The sequence below is a fragment of the Phycisphaerales bacterium genome (assembly GCA_035627955.1).
In the GTDB taxonomy this organism is placed as follows: domain Bacteria; phylum Planctomycetota; class Phycisphaerae; order Phycisphaerales; family UBA1924; genus JAEYTB01.
This window is the reverse complement of record DASPKU010000017.1, coordinates 1-16,268: the sequence shown is the minus strand read 5'-3', so window position 1 is coordinate 16,268 and position 16,268 is coordinate 1. Positions and strand designations below refer to the sequence as shown.

General features: G+C 68.5%; 14 protein-coding genes. 8 read left to right on the top strand and 6 right to left on the bottom strand.

Annotated features, from left to right (window positions below; translation table 11 throughout):
• Positions 1-28: 28 nt before the first annotated feature.
• Positions 29-622, bottom strand: coding sequence for a DinB family protein (locus tag VD997_14340; protein HYE63170.1), 594 nt, complete (start codon positions 620-622; stop codon positions 29-31).
• A gap of 137 nt (positions 623-759) precedes the next feature.
• Between VD997_14340 and VD997_14335 the strand changes: the two genes are divergently transcribed.
• Together VD997_14335 and VD997_14330 are read left to right on the top strand one after the other, a co-directional pair.
• Complete coding sequence (locus VD997_14335; GenBank protein ID HYE63169.1) at positions 760-2,757, top strand: hypothetical protein; 1,998 nt, start codon at positions 760-762, stop codon at positions 2,755-2,757.
• 231 nt (positions 2,758-2,988) lie between these two features.
• Positions 2,989-5,478 (top strand): matrixin family metalloprotease, encoded by a 2,490-nt coding sequence (locus VD997_14330; protein HYE63168.1) that lies wholly within the window; start codon positions 2,989-2,991, stop codon positions 5,476-5,478.
• A gap of 85 nt (positions 5,479-5,563) precedes the next feature.
• On the opposite strand, the gene VD997_14325 is transcribed toward VD997_14330, so the two are convergent.
• Positions 5,564-6,472 carry a DUF72 domain-containing protein gene (locus VD997_14325; protein HYE63167.1) on the bottom strand — a complete coding sequence of 303 codons (909 nt, stop codon included), beginning with the start codon at positions 6,470-6,472 and terminating at the stop codon, positions 5,564-5,566.
• 37 nt (positions 6,473-6,509) lie between these two features.
• On the opposite strand from VD997_14325, the gene VD997_14320 reads away from it, so the two are divergent.
• Genes VD997_14320 through VD997_14310 form a run of 3 tightly spaced genes read left to right on the top strand, consistent with a single transcriptional unit; the run spans position 6,510 to position 9,048 of the window.
• Complete coding sequence (locus VD997_14320; protein ID HYE63166.1) at positions 6,510-7,541, top strand: hydroxymethylglutaryl-CoA lyase; 1,032 nt, start codon at positions 6,510-6,512, stop codon at positions 7,539-7,541.
• Positions 7,538-8,281 carry an enoyl-CoA hydratase/isomerase family protein gene (locus VD997_14315; GenBank protein HYE63165.1) on the top strand — a complete coding sequence of 248 codons (744 nt, stop codon included), beginning with the start codon at positions 7,538-7,540 and terminating at the stop codon, positions 8,279-8,281. The genes VD997_14320 and VD997_14315 overlap by 4 nt, the downstream gene beginning before the upstream one ends.
• A 2-nt stretch (positions 8,282-8,283) precedes the next feature.
• Positions 8,284-9,048 carry an enoyl-CoA hydratase/isomerase family protein gene (locus tag VD997_14310; GenBank protein HYE63164.1) on the top strand — a complete coding sequence of 255 codons (765 nt, stop codon included), beginning with the start codon at positions 8,284-8,286 and terminating at the stop codon, positions 9,046-9,048.
• A gap of 195 nt (positions 9,049-9,243) precedes the next feature.
• Here VD997_14310 and VD997_14305 read toward each other — a convergent pair whose 3' ends face one another.
• A complete protein-coding gene (locus VD997_14305) occupies positions 9,244-10,179 on the bottom strand; it encodes a hypothetical protein (GenBank protein ID HYE63163.1) in 936 nt (311 codons plus the stop codon).
• A 197-nt stretch (positions 10,180-10,376) separates the two neighbouring features.
• On the opposite strand from VD997_14305, the gene VD997_14300 reads away from it, so the two are divergent.
• Together VD997_14300 and VD997_14295 are read left to right on the top strand one after the other, a co-directional pair.
• Positions 10,377-11,963, top strand: coding sequence for a serine hydrolase domain-containing protein (locus VD997_14300; protein HYE63162.1), 1,587 nt, complete (start codon positions 10,377-10,379; stop codon positions 11,961-11,963).
• Positions 11,964-11,965: 2 nt separating this feature from the next.
• The gene (locus tag VD997_14295) at positions 11,966-12,277 is read left to right on the top strand and encodes a hypothetical protein (GenBank protein ID HYE63161.1); all 312 of its coding nucleotides are present in this window, start codon (positions 11,966-11,968) and stop codon (positions 12,275-12,277) included.
• A 6-nt stretch (positions 12,278-12,283) separates the two neighbouring features.
• Here the strand turns inward: VD997_14295 and VD997_14290 are convergent, their stop codons facing one another.
• Positions 12,284-12,676, bottom strand: a complete 393-nt coding sequence (locus tag VD997_14290; GenBank protein HYE63160.1) for a hypothetical protein — start codon at positions 12,674-12,676, stop codon at positions 12,284-12,286.
• 93 nt (positions 12,677-12,769) lie between these two features.
• Between VD997_14290 and VD997_14285 the strand changes: the two genes are divergently transcribed.
• A complete protein-coding gene (locus tag VD997_14285) occupies positions 12,770-13,906 on the top strand; it encodes a hypothetical protein (protein ID HYE63159.1) in 1,137 nt (378 codons plus the stop codon).
• Between the two features lie 62 nt (positions 13,907-13,968).
• Here the strand turns inward: VD997_14285 and VD997_14280 are convergent, their stop codons facing one another.
• Both VD997_14280 and recA read right to left on the bottom strand, forming a co-directional pair.
• A complete protein-coding gene (locus tag VD997_14280; protein ID HYE63158.1) occupies positions 13,969-15,393 on the bottom strand; it encodes a S41 family peptidase in 1,425 nt (474 codons plus the stop codon).
• A 173-nt stretch (positions 15,394-15,566) separates the two neighbouring features.
• Positions 15,567-16,268, bottom strand: a 702-nt coding sequence (recA, locus tag VD997_14275; protein ID HYE63157.1) for a recombinase RecA, incomplete at its 5' end; no start/stop codon positions are given.

Here is a 16,268-nt window from a genome sequence, read left to right as displayed (position 1 = left end):
CGAAGCGCGGCGATGCCCTCGCTGACGCTCAGGCTTCCTGTGGCAGGGTGTTGAGGTACGCCCGCCACGGCCCCACCAGCTCGCGCGACTGGTACGCGATGGCCATACACGCCTGCCGCACGTGGTGGACATCGTGCACGCTCCAGGTGGCGAGCAGCTGGGCGAGGGTCACGTCACCAAAGGCGGGGTGCCGGCCGCGCAAGGCCAGCTCGCGCTCCCCGAGGTTCATGGCCCGCAGCGCCGACAGGCTCTCGGCGCGCAGCCGGGTGAACTCGTCGAGCAGCGATTCAAGTGAGCGGCCACTCGCCGCGTGCACGGTGGCATCATGCGGGAATGGGTCGAACGCGCGCGAGACGCCGTGCTCCAGGATCCGTCGCGCCCGCGGGATCCAGTCGTCCTTTTCGCCCACGATCAGGTGGCCGACGACGTTGTACGCGCTCCACGTGCCGGGGCCGTAGTTGGCGTGCGTCAGCTCCGGCGGCAGGCCGCGGAGCATGGTGTCGAGCACCCGCGGCGTGCGCTCCAGCACCGCGATCGTGTGCGGCAGTGAGAACTCCATCGGCTTGCTCCCTTGCAGGCGCGGCGACGCACGGGCACTGGCGGTCAGGGTCACACGACCCATTCTGCACCGTCAGCGTACCGCGCGAGAGCACGGGGGCCCAAAGCAACTCCCGGCTTGGATCGACGCGTAACTCCGTGTATATACGCACAGCCCGCGCAGGGACGCGCGGCCACATCCGTGACCAGAGGGAGAACAGCATGGTCCTTCGCACCGCGGGCGCCGCAGCGCTCGCCCTCCTGCTCGCCGCCGCGCATGCCTCGGCGGACTTTACTGTGAGCTACACCTCCGGCAAGATCAGCGTCGTCGACAACGACACGGGACGCACGGTGATTTCGGGCGACCCCATCATCCGTCACCGCGTGTACACGCCCGCCAACGGCGACGCGGGCACCATCGAGCCGACAGTCGCGTGGCTGCCCTCGGGCGGAGATGCCGCGCACGCCGACGGCATCGATCTCGCGTTCACGTTCGACAACACGCAGGGCACAACCGCCCGCCGTCCCGGCCCGCTCTACGTTCCCGGCATCACCTTCGGCCTGCCGGTGGATCAGCGCGGGCGGGTGCGCACGCGCGACTTCTTCCTGACCGGGCAGGCGCAGGACATCACGACGAACCCGCTCGACAGCGGCTGGAACATGGACCAGGAGGCGAAGTACCCCGGGTCGCTCTTTGCCCCCGTCGCGTTCCTGCACGCGGGCGAGTACGCGCTGGGGGTGTCGCTGCAGTACCCGCTCGTCGACCCAGCTGCGCCCGGCGGCGCAGCGGGTCCGAACCAGTACGCCCACCGAGTTGCGCTGGGCATCCACGTGTTCCCGCCCGCGGAGGGCGAGCCGCGCACGTGGGAAGTCCAGATGATCCTCGCGGCCCGCGACTTCACCAACGCTGACCCGGCGCTGACCGAGGGGCTGGTGCCCGCGGGCGAATCGCGCACCTACGTGGTTAGCGTCCGCGCGATGCGCACGAGCACGCCCACGGGCGGGGCCTGGAGCCCGGGGGGCACGCAGACCATCCCCGAGAACGCCTACGACACGGCCAACGCGCCGCAGCAGTGGCTCAGGCTCTTCCAGCCCTACCGCGAGTACTTCACGGCGCGGTACGGCGGCGTGCGCTACACCGCCGACCCGCGCCCGGTGCTCGGCTGCACGACCACTCAGGCTGACCTGATCTCCGCGAGCAACCCCTACGGGTTCGTTGAGTTCTCCGGCGGGGGCGGGCGGCCATACCCCGAGGGGTGGGACCGCTGGCACCAGGAGCTGCTGTTCCAGCACGCGCGCGGCTGGGCGCGCTTCATGATGTGGACCCCCACGGGCCTCTTCCCGACGACTCCCAGCGATTACAACTTCCCCTTCCAGTTCACTTCTCGGTGGAGTGCACAGCAATCGGCGGGCGCGGGACCGGCGGTGCTCGCGGACATCACCAACAGCAGCGGGCGTGAGCTGGGCCTATGGTGGGGCAACTCCACGCAGGTGATGACAAGCTGGCCGCCCACCGCCGCGAACCCGCCCCTGGTGATCGACCCTGCGAACCCCACGCACGTCGCGCTCGCGCGTCAGGAGGTGGATGGGGCGGTGCAGATCGCCAACACGCGCGTCGTCGGGCTCGACGCGTTCGCGCACCTGCCGGTGTGGCAGAGCTACCACTGGCTGCGGCAGCTGCAGCAGTGGTACCCGGGCGTGCGGTTCCTGATCGAGCCGATGCCGTGCGACATCCTCGCGACGCTCGCGCCGGGGTTCACCTACGCCACGCGCCCGAACTGGGCGTCGACGTACCGGATCGTCACGCCGCACTACCTCGCGCAGCTGCTGGTCCCCGGGCACGAGCTGTGGGGTTCCATCCAGAAGCACCACCTGCACGACGAGCTGGGCCGCTGGCCCGAGCCGCTGGAGATTGTCGAGCGGGCCCGCTACTTCGCGGCCATGGGGTACGTGCCGATCGTGTTCGGCGACGCGGCCATCAACGGCATCGACCTCTCGGCGCAGCAGCCGAGGGTGATGCCCATCACCGCAACCTGCTCGGCCGACTTCAACAACGACGGCGACACCGCGACCGATCAGGACATCGAGGCGTTTTTCGCCTGCATCGGTGGCAACTGCTGCCCAACGTGCGGCAGCGCCGACTTCAACGCCGACGGCGACACCGCGACGGACCAGGACATTGAGTCGTTCTTCCGGGTGATCGGCGGCGGGGCCTGCTAAGAACACCGACGGTCAAGAAGGGGTTGGCCGCGCTCCCCGGCCACGCTCCGTTACCCGACCCCGCGCGCAGTGGCCGGGGAATGTCCGGGTGGAGCCCAAGAACCGGGCGGTAAAATCCCCTTCCATCCCTTGGCCGATGTGTTAGTCTTCCGTCGCCGCGGGCAGGGGTTTCTGCGCCCGTGGGCTTCATCTCATTCCGTCGTTTCGTCGGGGCCTGGAACGGAGGCTTTCATGGTGCATCGGTGGATTCGTGACCTGGCGATCCCGGGTCTGGTGGGTGTCGCGGGTCTGGCCGCGGCGTTGTGCGGCCCCTGCGGCTCGTGCGGATCGTCCGAGAACGCTGATCGCGGGCTGGCAATGCCGGCCCTTATCGGCCGCTTCGTTCAGGCCGAGTCGTGGGCGAAGCTCGCCCCCGTGCACCAGCGGATGCTGATCAACATCGCCGCGCGCCCCGAGTTGCTGGCCGGGCTCTCCACCTGCTTCGACGACGCCACCGACCACAACACGATGATGGTGTTCAACCAGGTGATGTTCGGCCTGGAGCCGCGGTTCAACCAGTCCGCCCGCTGGGGCGCCACCGCAATGACCGGGGCGACCGCGGTCGGTTCACCGATCACCCTCACCTACAGCTTTGTGCCCGACGGCACGCCCATCCAGGGGTTCAACGGCGAGCCCGCCGCGCCCAGCGACCTCTTCGCGTTCATGCGCGGGATTTACGGCGCGAACGACGCCACCTGGCAGGCGCACTACCACGCGATCTTCGCGCGGTGGGGCCAGCTGTGCGGCGTGACGTACGTGCACGAGCCCAACGACGACGGCGTCGGCCTGGGAACCTCGGCGGGGCAGGTGGGCGTCCGCGGCGACCTGCGGATGGGCGGGCACTTCATCGACGGCGCCTCCGGTGTCCTGGCGTACAACTTCTTTCCGCAGAACGGCGACATGGTCGTCGACACGGGCGATTCCTTCTTCAACACCACCTCCAGCAACTCGCTGCGCCTGCGCAACGTTCTCGCCCACGAGCACGGGCACGGGATGGGTCAGGCCCACGTGTGCCCCATCGCCCAGACCAAGCTCATGGAGCCGTTCATCAGTGTGGCCTACGACGGGCCGCGCCACGACGACATCCGCAACGCCCAGCAGCACTACGGCGACAAGTTCGAGCCAAACAACAGCGCCGCGACAGCGACGCAGCTGGGCACGCTCGTCGCGGGCACGACAACGACGATCGGCGCGGTGCCCGCGCCGGCCATCCCGCTGTCCTCCCTCGCCAGCCTGAACATCAACAACGACGCGGACTGGTACAAGATCAGCGTGACCGGCCGGCGTCTGCTGAACGTCACGGCCAGCCCCATCGGCACCACGTACGCCGACGACGTGCAGAACTGCGCCGGTCAGAGCGGCTCATGCTGCAACACCGACGTGACCGACAGCCTCGCCTCGGGCGATCTGGACCTCCAGGTGCTCTCGGCCAACGGCACGACCGTGCTGGCCACGGGCGTGGCGTCGCAGGCCGGTGTGGCGGAGGCTCTGCAGAGCGTGGTCCTGCCCGCCGCGGGCGACTACTACGTGCGCGTGTTCAGCACGTCGGGCGTCAACGAGGTGCAGCTGTACAGCCTGTCGCTGCAGGTCGCGGACACCACGGTCGACATCGTGCTGCCCAACGGGGCCCCTTCTGTGGTCGAGCCGGGCGCTCCGGTCAGCTTCCCGGTGCAGGTCACGGCGGGGAATCAGAACGTCGCTTCAACCGCGCTGTTCTACCGCTCCAGCACCAGCGGCGCGTACACCAGCGTGCCGCTCACCTTCAACGGCGGCAACAGCTACACCGCCACGCTGCCGGCGTTCAGCTGCGGCAACAACCCCCAGTTCTACCTCCAGGCGACTGGCAGCGGCGGGGCGGTGGTGCGCTCGCCCGCTAACGCCCCCACCGCCGTGTACTCAGCGCTGGTGGCTCAGGCCCCGAGCGTGCTGTTCAGCGACAACTTCGAGTCCAACACGGGGTGGACGGTGCAGAACGACGCCGCGCTCACCAGCGGCGCGTGGGTGAGGGTCGACCCGGTCGGCACCACGGCGCAGCCAGAAGATGACCACACCGCCAACGGCACACTCTGCTGGGTGACGGGCCAGGGTGCCGTCGGCGGGCAGATCGGCGCGGCCGACGTCGACGGCGGCACGACGCACCTCATCAGCCCGACCATCAACGCCGCGGGCGCGCTGGAGATGGTCATCAACTACTGGCGCTGGTACAGCAATACCCAGGGTTCCGCCCCCGCCGCGGACACGTTCCTCGTGAGTGTGTCCAGCGACAACGGCGGCAACTGGACCACTGTCCAGACCATCGGTCCAGCTTCGAACAACAACGGCGGCTGGCTGCAGGGGACCATCGACCTGAGCAACTTCCCCGCCATCGCCCTCACCAACCAGATGAAGCTGCGCTTCAGCGCCGGCGACACCGGCTCGGGCTCGCTGGTGGAAGCGGCGGTGGACGATGTCGAAGTCGTGGTCCGCATGTGCACCCAGACCGGCGGGTGCGGCAACCAGGACTTCAACGGCGACGGCGACTTCGGCACCGATCAAGACATCGAAGCGTTCTTCGCGTGCCTGGGCGGCAGCTGCTGCCCGACGTGCTGGCAGGGCGGCGCCGACTTCAACGGCGACGGCGACATCGGCACCGACCAGGACATCGAGGCGTTCTTCCGCGTCCTGGGCGGCGGGACCTGCTGAGCCGCCCTACCTCCTGAAGTGAATCGCAAGGGCCCGCGTCTACGGACGCGGGCCTTTTTCGTTCTCCTGCTTCTCCCGTGCGCGCTCATCCCGCGCGCCGCAGGCGCGGCCGCTCCACCCGTCGGATGAGCCCCTGCGCATCCACGGGCGCCCGCACTTTCGCGTCATTGTCGAAGTACACGTACACGTCGCGCGCCTTGCCCGCTGCACACGCCGGCATCACGCGCCGGGCCCCGCGCGGGTCCCGCCCCTCGGCCCACGCCGTCACCTTTCGGCCCCACCCGTCGAGCTCGCTGTCCGAGTAGCCGCTGACGTAGAGCTGCTCCGACCCGTGCAGCCGCACGTACACGAAGGGCGCGGTCACGTCCTCGAAGGTGCTCCAGTTCTCCGCCCCGTCGGACACCACCAGCGCCACCTGCTCGCGCCGCAGGAGCTTGATGAACGCCGGCACGAAAAAGCTGTCGTGCCGCACTTCCACGGCGTGCCGCACCTCGCGCAGGGGCCCGGGCTTCACCCACGCCCGGCCCTCCAGCCGCTCGTCGTGACGCCTGGCCCAGCGGGCCACCTCGCCCGTCGTGCGCGGCAGCACCGACAGGAACGCTTCAAACTTCTCCATGTCCAGCGGCATCTGCGCGGGGAACTGCCACAGGATCGGCCCCAGCTTCTCCCGCAGAAGCAGCATGCCGCTGGCGAAGAAGTTGGCCAGCGCCGTCTCGGCATTCTTGAGCTTCAGGTAGTGCGTGATGTACCGCCCGCCCTTCACGCTGAACTGGAAGCCATCGGGCGTGTGGTCGTACCACTGGGCGAAGCTCTCGGGCCGCTGCAGCGAGTAGAACGTGCCGTTGATCTCGACCGTTGGGAACCTGGAGGCCGCGTACTCGAGCTCACGCCGCTGGGCGAGCCCCTCCGGGTAGAAGTTCCCCCGCCACCCCGCGTATCGCCAGCCCGAGATGCCGATCCGCACCGCGCCGCCCATGCCAGACCGTGCGTTCACGCGGTGATACGCCCATGAAGCCGGTGTAGCATTGCCCGTGCCCGAGCGCGTGCGCATCACCGACGTCTCCCCCCGCGACGGCCTCCAGAACGAGCCGGGCGTGATCCCCACGCCCGACAAGGTCCGGCTGGTGGAGCTGCTGTGCGGCACCGGCGTGGACGAGGTGGAGGTCACCAGCTTCGTGAGCGCGAAGTGGGTGCCGCAGCTGGCCGATGCCCGCGAGGTGCTGGGGGAACTGATCGGCCGATGGCCGCGTGAGAGCCGCCCGTCCTGCTCCGTGCTCGTTCCCAACCAGGTCGGCATGGAGGGTGTGCTGGAGATCAACGATCGGGCGATGGAAGAAACCGGGCGGAGGTTGATCGATACGGTTGCCCTCTTCACCGCCGCGAGCGAGACGTTCACGAAGAAGAACATCAACGCGACGATCAGCGAGAGCCTCGACCGCTTCCAGCCTGTGCTGGACTGGGCGTGGAAGCACCGGTTGCGCGTTCGGTTCTATATCTCGTGCGCGTACGGCTGCCCTTTCGAAGGAGAGGTCGATCCTCGCGCGGTCCGGGGGGTTGTTGCGGGCTGCATCTCCAGCGTGACGCACTCCCGATTCACGCCTGGAGAGGAGGGTGGGTTTGCGGGCGTCGACATTGCTGTGTCGGACACCATCGGTATAGCGACGCCGAGGAAGATCCAGGCCGTGCACCACGAGCTCGACCCCAATGACCTCGGTGACAGGCTCGGGGGGTACTGGGCCGAGTTGTCCGGCTGGCGGATTCCTGCCACCCTCACCCTCCACCTCCACGACACCCACGGGCGCGCCACCGAGTGCGTGCGCACCGCGCTCGACCTCGGCGTCCGCTCCTTCGATGGCTCCGTCGCCGGTCTGGGCGGTTGCCCGTACGCCAGCAAGCCCGGGCAGCGCGCCCCGGGCAATATCGCCACCGAGACGCTCGTGCGCACCATTCAGGACGCGGGGTACGAGACTGGCGTTGATCTCGCCAGGCTCGCCGAAGCCGCGGCGTTCGCCCGCGAGATCGTGGGGAAGTCGCGCACCGGCGGCGCAGGGACAAAGCCATGATCGACGTGCAGCCCCTGGGCGAGGTCGCCGTCATCCGCCTCGACCGCCCCGAGAAGCGCAACGCCCAGACCCCGAAGATGCTCGCCAGCCTCGTCGGTGCGATCGAGCGTGCCAACAGCGCCAAGGCCATCGTGCTCTCGGGCGTGGGCGAGGTCTTCTGCGCCGGGTTCGACCTCACCCTCTGCCGCGACGACAACACCGTGCTCGAGCAGCTGCTCACCGGGCTGTCCCGCGCGGTGAAGGCCGTGCGCACGGCCCCGTGCCCAGTGGTCGTCTCTGCCCACGGCGGCGCCATCGCCGGCGGCTGCGCCCTCGCCGCGGCCGGCGACCTCGTCATCACCAACGCCGACGCGAAGCTCGGCTACCCCGTGCTGCGGCTGGGCATCTCGCCCGCGGTGAACGCGCCGGTGGTCCGGGCCAGCATCGGCGACGGCCCCGCCCGCACCCGCCTGCTGGAGCCGCGCCTCATCGACGGCCTTCAGGCCCACCGCATCGGCCTCGCCCACGAGTGCGTGCCGCTGCTGAGCAACTGCGAGCCGCGGGCGATCGCCCTCGCCCAGGAGCTCGCGGCCAAGCCCCGCCACGCGCTGGGCTACACCAAGAGGTGGCTGAACGAGCTCGACCGCACCAGCGACGATGCGGTGCTGGAGCGTTCGCTCCGTGTTTCAACCGCGCTGGTGGGTACCGAGGAGCAGCGGCAGCGCCTCGCCGAACTGTGGAAGGCAACGGAGAAGAAGTAACCATGCCCGACCTCGCCCTGCTCACCACCACCGGCACCACGGCCACGCTCACCCTCAACCGCCCGGACGCCCGCAACGCCCTCTCGGTCGAGCTGCTCGAGGCCCTGCACGCCCGCCTCGACGAGCTCGCGGCCATGCCCGAGGGCAGTCGCCCCTCAGTGCTCGTGCTCACCGGCGCGGGCAAGTCCTTCTGCGCCGGCATGGACCTCAAGATGGTCCTGGACGTGCCGGGTGCGCCGGCGAAGTTGCTCCACTCGCTCGCCGAGCTCACGCTCAAGCTGCGGGCTCTGCCCATGGCCACCATCGCGAAGGTCAACGGCGCGGCCATCGGGGGCGGCTGCGGGCTCTCCTGCGTGTGCGACTTCGCGATCACCCACGCGGACAGCAAGATGGGCTACCCCGAGGTGGACCTGGGCGTCTGCCCTGCGGTCGTCGCTCCGTGGCTGGTGCGGAAGGTGGGCGCGGGGCGCGCCCGCACGATCCTGCTGATGGGCGGCACGATGTCTGGTCAGCGTGCCCACGAACTGCGCATGGTGGATGTCCTTGCGCCCACGCCCGCGGAGCTCGACGCGGAGACCGACGCCCTCGTCGCCCGTCTGTCCAGCGCCGCACCGCAGGCGCTCCGCGCCACCAAGCAGCTGCTCAACGAGCTCGACGGCTCGTTCGACGCGGAGGTGGTCCGGCGCGGGGCCGACCTCTCCGCCAAGGTCGTCATGATGCCCGAGACGCGCGAGATGCTGCGGGCCAAGTTCGCGGCCAAGAGCTGATCGCTGCGTCCTGGGTACCCCGCCGCTCCGCGGCGGCTCTTCGTGTTGCACCAGAATGCGCGAGTTGCCACGTTGCACGCGCTCTACACCGCCTTAAGACCGCCGCGGAGCGGAGGGGTACCCAAAGACACCACCCAAAGAAAAACGCCGCCCCATTCGGGACGGCGTTCTCGATGGATCAACTCAGGTCGAGCCTCAGCCCTTCTTCGGCTGACGCGACTCGATCACCGCCTTCAGCAGCGCCTTCCGCTGGTCCACGCTGAGCGCCTGGTACAGCTCGTTCATCGCGGCCTCCTTGTCGGCGTCGGTCTTCGCGCCCTTGGCCTTGGAGGCCGCGGCCTGGGCCCGCGTGGCGGCGTCGCCCTCGAGCTTGAGCGCCGGCATCAGGGCGTCGAGCTTGCCCGCCGCCTCGATCTTCATCTGGCGGTGGTAGTACATGGGCTCATCGAGGCTGGCCTTGTAGAGCATCGCCAGGCCGCGGGTGGCGTCCAGCTTCTGCTCCATGATGATCGCGTCGGTGTACTCCTTGCTGATCTTCTGGTTGAAGCGGGCCTGCTCGTCGGTGAGGACCTGCTTCTCCTTGAGGTCCTCGGCCAGGGGCTTGGGGGCCGCGGGCGCCTTCAGCGGCTGCGACACGTCCAGCAGCTTCTTGAGGTTGGCCCGCTTCTCCTCGGTGGTCGACAGCGGGATGGTCTCGAAGATGCCACCCTCCACCTTCTCGACGAGGTCGACGTTGTCGGCGACAATGTTCTCGAACGCGGCCTTGCGCTGCGCGAAGTAATCGCCCAGCCGCTCGCGCTCCTTGTCCATCACCAGCGGGTTGTTCTTGAGGGCCGCGTACTCCGCCGGCTCGCTCAGACGCACCACCTTGCCGTCGGTGCCCTTCTGCACGATGCTCTTGTATGGCACGTTGGGGAGCGGCGCGGGCTGTGCCTTCTGCGCGGGGCGCGTGGGGTTGATCGTGATCTGGCCCGGCGGCACCGTGGGGATCGGCTGTTGCGGCCCCGGCGTGACGGGGATCCCCTTTTCCGGCGCCGGCGCTTCCGCCGGCGGCGGGGTCACCATCTGCGCCATCGCGCTGGTTGCGCTCAGCAGGAGGGCGGTGCTCACAATCGCGGTACGGTGCTTCATGGGTCGTTCGTCCTCGTTCGCCGCGGCTGTTCGCCGGGGTTGGGGTCCTGATTATCGGCGCGCGGCCACGTCTGGTTCAGGCCATGCCACGGGGTTGTTTGACCCAGCCGCCCGCTTGTACGGCCCGAAATCCCCACAACCCGGTCGGGACCCGTCCGGATAGGGGCCTCGCCCCCTCCCCGAGTAGGCTGTCGGCCATGAAGCGAGCCCTCCTGGCGTGCATCGGCCTGTTGCTCCTGGCCCCCGCTGCCCTTGCCCAACCGGCACCTCGGGGCGCGGATACCGGGGCCGCGCGAAGCGTGGGACGCGAGCTCAAGGAGGCTGTGCTGCGGGCTGAGCTCGGCCGCTTCTGGGGGGCGGTCCTGGTAGTCCGCCGCGGCGAGGTGCTGCTGGCCGAGGGCTTCGGCCTCGCGAACGAGCAGCTCGACCCCATCGGCCCCGACCACCTCTTCGACATGGGCTCGGTCACGAAGATGTTCACCGCCGCCGCCATCCTGCGGCTGGAGCAGGATGGCAGGCTCTCGACCGAGGACCCGCTGTCGAAGTTCTTCCCGGACGCGGGCGAGGGCGCCGAGACCATCACGCTCAAGCACCTGATGGCGCACACCTCGGGCAAGAGCGACCGCGCTCGAGCAATCCAGCACCTTGGGTTCAATGACCGGGACGAGGCGGTGCGGCGGTTCGTGAAGTCCCGCAGCGCGGGAGCCCCTGGCGAGCAGTTTGAGTACTGCAACGGCGGGTATGTGGTGCTCGGCGCCGTGCTGGAAAAGGCCGCGGGGAAGACGTACGAGCAGGCGGTGCGCGCTCTGGTGTTGGAGCCTGCGGGCATGAAGTCCTCGGGGTTCCTCGACGGCGCGGGGCTGGACGCGTCGAAGCAGACGGTGCGCATCACCAGCGGCCGTATGGGCGACCGGCGCGGACTGATGCTCGACAAGACGGTGGAGCCGTGGGCCTGGGGCCTCAAGGGCGCGGGCGGGCTGGTCACCAGCGTCAACGACCTCGTCGCCTTCGAGCGGGCGCTGCGCTCGCGGACAATCCTCGGGGAATCGTCGCACACCAAGTGGACCACGCCCGTGCTCGACCGCTACGCGCTCGGGTGGATGGTGAGCACGGACGAGGAGGGGCGCACCGTACACCGGCACGGCGGCGCGACGCGCGGCTACCGCTGCGACCTCGTGCACTACCCACAGGAGCAGGTGTTCATCGCGGTCATGATGGGCGAGAGCGGCATGGGGCCGACCGAGATGGCCGACCTGCTCGCGAAGGTGGTGATGCCGCCCGAGCCGGCGAACATGACGGCAGTGATGAGCTTCGAGGGCGAGACGCTCAGCAAGTACAAGGCTGTCGAAGTGGAGTCCGGCGCGGTGCTGAAGGTGGAGCGCGACGCGGGTGGCGGCGCGACGCTTCGTTTTGGACGCGCCGAGCCCGAACGCACCCTCGCGACCTTCACGATGGATGCGGGCGCGACGAAGAAGCTCGCCCGCACAATCCGCGCCACGCTCGACTCGGGCCAGCACAAGGCCGCGAAGGACGGCGGGGTGAAGGGCGGGCTGTACCTGTACCAGTACGCCGACGACGTGAAGGCGGGGACACTGACAATCGAGAACGCCGCGTGGATGGTGATGCCCGGCTACTCGGGACGCGGCGAGAACGGCGAGAGCATCACCGACCCGCGGGTCGTGCTCGCCCTCACCGACCCGAACCACGAGGGCGGCTGGTGCGCGATGGTCCATGTCGATGACGACACGGCGGAACGGCTGGTGCGCGAGCTGAGCGGGAACTAGCAATGGCGTTCTGCGACTTTGCACTGCTGATGTCGGATGGTTCCATCCCCGAGCGGGTCGAGCTCGATGCCCGCACGCATGGCAAGCTGGTCAAATGGGCGGAGTCACACAAGGCGAACGCGCTCATCCGCGCATCTGACATCTATGGAGACGAGGTCGAGTACGCAGACTCCGAGCTCGAGGCGCTGAGACTCGACACTTCCACAATGGCAGCAGCGCCGGACCGTGAGCTCGCTGGGATCGCGGTGGCGCTTCTCCAATTGAGCGATCGGGCACTTCACGAGAAAGCGCGGGTTGTGTTCCTGCCCAACTGAGCCACTTCAGTTGCGCGGTGTTCGCCGCTTCCGCACCAACTCGAACAGCTTGTGCCCCGGCGCAAACTCCGGCGCGCTCGCGATCGCGCGCGACGCCATCGCCTCGGCCTCGCCGTACCGCCCCACATCCATCAGGAATCGCCCGAACCCCACGGCGTAGGTCGCCTGCGATGGCTTCATCCGGTGCGCCTTCTCCAGCCACAGCCCCGCGCTGAGCGTGTCCTTGAGGTACCGGTGGCACTCGCCCATCCAGAACGCCGTGGGCGCGTGCTCGTGGAGTTCCCACGACTCGCGGAGCAGCACGAGGGCCCGCGTGAACTCCCCGAGCTCGAACTGCTCACGGGCGCGGTAGTACACCTTCTGAGACTGCAGGAAGCGGCGGTCGAGGTCCTCGAGCATGGTGAACTGTTCGCGCCCGCGAGGCCGCCTCCGGCAGGGGTACTTCGCTCATTTCCGTTGTGAGGGGGCCGCACCGGCCGGTACAGTGGGCCGATGAAACTCCTGGGGTTTGTCGTGGGGCTGCTCCTATCCGTTCCCGCTTTGGCACAGCTTGGAATGGCCGAGCCCGAGCCGCTCATTGCTCCTTCGGAGATCGCGGGCCTGCACCGCATCATGGAGAGCACGAAGGAGCAAGAGAAGGCGGTCGACCAGCTCCGCGCCGGCGCCATGGCCCAGCTCAGCCAGGCGGAGGAGCGGCAGCGCAAGGTCAGCGAGTGGTGGCGCTCGCTGCCGGAAGAGGATCGCACGCCCGAGCGGCGCAGCGAGTTCATTGAGCGGCTCCAGGAGCTCGAGCCCGACACCGCCAAGCTCCGCGAGCGCTTCTTCGCCGATGCGCGGGCGACGCTCACGCCGGCGCAGGAGGAGCGCTGGCCCGCGTACGAGCGTTTCCTGCGGCGCGACCGGCTGATGGGCGACCGCCTGCTCCGCTTCAAGCCCTTCGACCGGACCAACCTGCTCGGCGTCATTCAGATGGTCGAGCTCACCGAGGCCGAGCGCGCCGCGGCCGCGCCGTTGCTGGACCGGTACGAGCGCGAGCTCGATAGCAAGCTGCGCGAATACGAGGTCACCGCGGCAGAGGTGGACCTGGCTATTAAGAAGATTGGTCCCGCGAGCGATGAGGCGCAGATGGAGCGGATCCGCGAGGCGGGCAAGCCGTTGGGCGACGCCTCCAAAGCGATCAGCATGTTCAACTACCAGTACGTCCGCCGCATTTCTGGCGTGCTCACGCCGGAACACGCGACGGCTTTCTCTAAGGCCTACGAGCGCGTCTGCCTCCGTGAGGCGTACGGGTTCGAGAGCCAGGACGTCATGATCCGCACCGCGCCCGACCTTCCCGGCATCGCTCCTGAGAAGCGCGAGCGGCTGCACAAGAACGCGGCCGAGCACGCGCCCAAGTGGGATGAGTTCAGCCGCCGCATCGCGGCGATGGAGCGGCGATCGAAGCCTGCGCAGCCGGAGGACGAGGCTATTGACACAACCGATTGGGACAAGGTGCGCCTGGAGCGCTGGCAGACGATGGCGACGTACGCGAAGGTCGTGCAGACCACCCTGTCCGAGGACGAGTGGAAGCGGCTGTGGGAAGAGGTCAACCGGCGAGAATCGGAGTGGAAGGCCAAGCTGGCGCGGTGAGCGGGGTGCGAGCGACGCCGCATGTCCGATCTTCATCGCGGCTTGCATGAAGACCTCGAACGCTACCGCCGCGTCATCGCTCCTGGCAGGTGCTCTCGCGCGACGGCCGGGGCGTTCTCGGGGGACGCATAGACATCGGGTGCGACACCCTTGCCTTCCAACCGGCCGCCCTCTGGCGTGAAGTAGTCGAGCGTGGGGATCATCATGGTCCACCCGTGCGAGAGCGGCACCTGCGAGGAGGACAGCATCGCCCCGGCGGTGCGCTCGCCGATGAGGGTGGCTCGCCTTGACGTTTTCAGCACATGGACCAGCGGCTCGGCAGCGGAGGCCGTCCTGCGGCTGGTGAGCACGACAACCGGGTTCTTGTAAACGGTCTGAGCCGGCCTTGTGATCCCCCGCACCCCGCCCTTGCTGAACGCGGTGCCAAGGACCTCCTCGGGCGGGTCCGAAGGGCTGCAGGTGGGGAGCTCCGACCATCTCCCCGAGCGGGCCAGCTCGCGCCCCTTGCTGGAGACCAGCGCCCCCATCTCCTTGGGGGTTTCCAGGAGATACGACGCGACCACCGCGCTCGAGAACGTTCCACCCTGGTTGTCACGCAGGTCGATGATCAGCGCCTCCGGGGAGCGTTCCACGACTTCCCGCATCGCGCGCTCGATTACTTCCGAGGGGACCGCGAACGATGGAATCCGGAGGGTCGCCACGCGGCCGTCCATCGTGAGCGTCGGCGCTTGCTCGGGCCCCACACCAGTCTGGGCCAAGGCGCTCTCCTCGCCCGCCAACCGGACCAGCCCCACGTGCGAGAACGGGAGCGATCGCGCACTCACATAGAAGCCGAACAGGAACTCGCCCTGGTCCCGCGCTTGTGTTGGAAGCCGCTCGATCCGGGCGAGGAAGTCGCGGCATTCCGGCGTGCTGAGCAGCTCCGGATCAAAGAGGCGGTCCTTGAGAACCCCGGCAATGTCGTTTGCGACGGCCTTGAACTCGGGCAGTGGAGGTCGCCCGATCTCCTCGGGCGCGATCGGCCGGAGGCTGGCAGTGCCCAGCGTCTGACCGCGCCGCTTCAGGACCATCGGCTGCATGGCCGAGGAGCCCTCCGTGCGGAAGTTCCCCATCGGGGTCCGCAGAACTCCAGTGATCGATTGGTCCTGCTGGACCGAGCCCTCCCATCGCACCAGCACGCCGTCGTCGAAGCCGCCCATCGACTCGGCAACGAAGCCCTTGAAGCCGCCGATGAGCTCGCCCGCCGCGTCGGGGCGCGAGTTGCCTCCAAAGCTGGTCGGCCCGTCTTTGCCGGCGCCGATGGCCATCACCACTGTCACGGGCCCCGCATCGTTGGTGTCGATCGTGAGCTCGTAGAGCCCCGACGGGACCTGTGCACGCGCGCCGGGGCCGGCCTGCTCAAGTCGGATCACCGAGGAGCCGCACCCGGCCACCAGCAGCACCCAAACGACAGCCACCCACCCAACCCACAGCTTGACGCTCGACATCAGGGTGCTCTCCAGGAGTGATCATCGTTCCGAGGGGAAGTGCCGCAACGTATTCGCAAAGTCCTCGCCCGCGTTGCACGGGAGGTCTCGCGCGCACGTAAAAAGGGGCCCCTGTTGGGGCCCTTACACAAGTATCGTTGCCGATCGATCAGAGGTGCGTAGAAAGTGCGCGTCTACTCCTCCGGCGCGGTCTCGTCGTCGCCCTCGCCCTCGGCGGGGGTGCCGGGGGTCAGGGGCTGGGCCATCTTGACCGCCAGCACGTTCATCCGGATTTCCTTGAACAGGTCGGGGTTGTCCTTGAGGAACTGCTTGCTGGCCTCGCGCCCCTGGCCGATGCGGATGTCGCCGTAGCTGAACCACGCGCCGGACTTCTGCACCACCTTGGCGTCCACCGCCAGGTCCAGCAGGTCGCCGGAGGCGGAGATGCCCTCGGTGTACATGATGTCGAACTCGGCGTCGCGGAAGGGCGGGGCAATCTTGTTCTTGACCACGCGTGCGCGGGTGCGGCTGCCGATGGTGACGTCGCCCTCCTTGATCGCCCCCGTGCGGCGCACGTCGATGCGGACCGAGGAGTAGAACTTGAGGGCCCGCCCGCCGGTGGTGGTCTCGGGGTTACCGAACATGACCCCGATTTTTTCACGAATTTGATTGATGAAAACCATGCATGTTTTTGATTTCGCCACGATCGCTGTTAATTTGCGCAGCGCCTGTGACATCAATCGTGCCTGTAAACCTACATGAGAATCACCCATCTCGCCCTCGAGCTCGGCCCGCGGCACCAGCGCCGCCACCGAGTCGATGACGATCACGTCGATCGCCCCGGAGCGCACCAGCACCTCGGCGATTTCCAGGGCCTGCTCGCCCGAGTCGGGCTG

Coding starts and splice junctions, on each gene's coding strand:
- VD997_14335 (HYE63169.1), top strand. CDS start 760: ATGGTCCTTCGCACCGCGGGCGCCGCAGCGCTCGCCCTCCTGCTCGCC.
- VD997_14340 (HYE63170.1), bottom strand. CDS start 622: ATGGGTCGTGTGACCCTGACCGCCAGTGCCCGTGCGTCGCCGCGCCTG.
- VD997_14300 (HYE63162.1), top strand. CDS start 10,377: ATGAAGCGAGCCCTCCTGGCGTGCATCGGCCTGTTGCTCCTGGCCCCC.
- VD997_14280 (HYE63158.1), bottom strand. CDS start 15,393: ATGTCGAGCGTCAAGCTGTGGGTTGGGTGGGTGGCTGTCGTTTGGGTG.
- VD997_14315 (HYE63165.1), top strand. CDS start 7,538: ATGATCGACGTGCAGCCCCTGGGCGAGGTCGCCGTCATCCGCCTCGAC.
- VD997_14290 (HYE63160.1), bottom strand. CDS start 12,676: ATGCTCGAGGACCTCGACCGCCGCTTCCTGCAGTCTCAGAAGGTGTAC.
- VD997_14305 (HYE63163.1), bottom strand. CDS start 10,179: ATGAAGCACCGTACCGCGATTGTGAGCACCGCCCTCCTGCTGAGCGCA.
- VD997_14310 (HYE63164.1), top strand. CDS start 8,284: ATGCCCGACCTCGCCCTGCTCACCACCACCGGCACCACGGCCACGCTC.
- VD997_14285 (HYE63159.1), top strand. CDS start 12,770: ATGAAACTCCTGGGGTTTGTCGTGGGGCTGCTCCTATCCGTTCCCGCT.
- VD997_14295 (HYE63161.1), top strand. CDS start 11,966: ATGGCGTTCTGCGACTTTGCACTGCTGATGTCGGATGGTTCCATCCCC.
- VD997_14330 (HYE63168.1), top strand. CDS start 2,989: ATGGTGCATCGGTGGATTCGTGACCTGGCGATCCCGGGTCTGGTGGGT.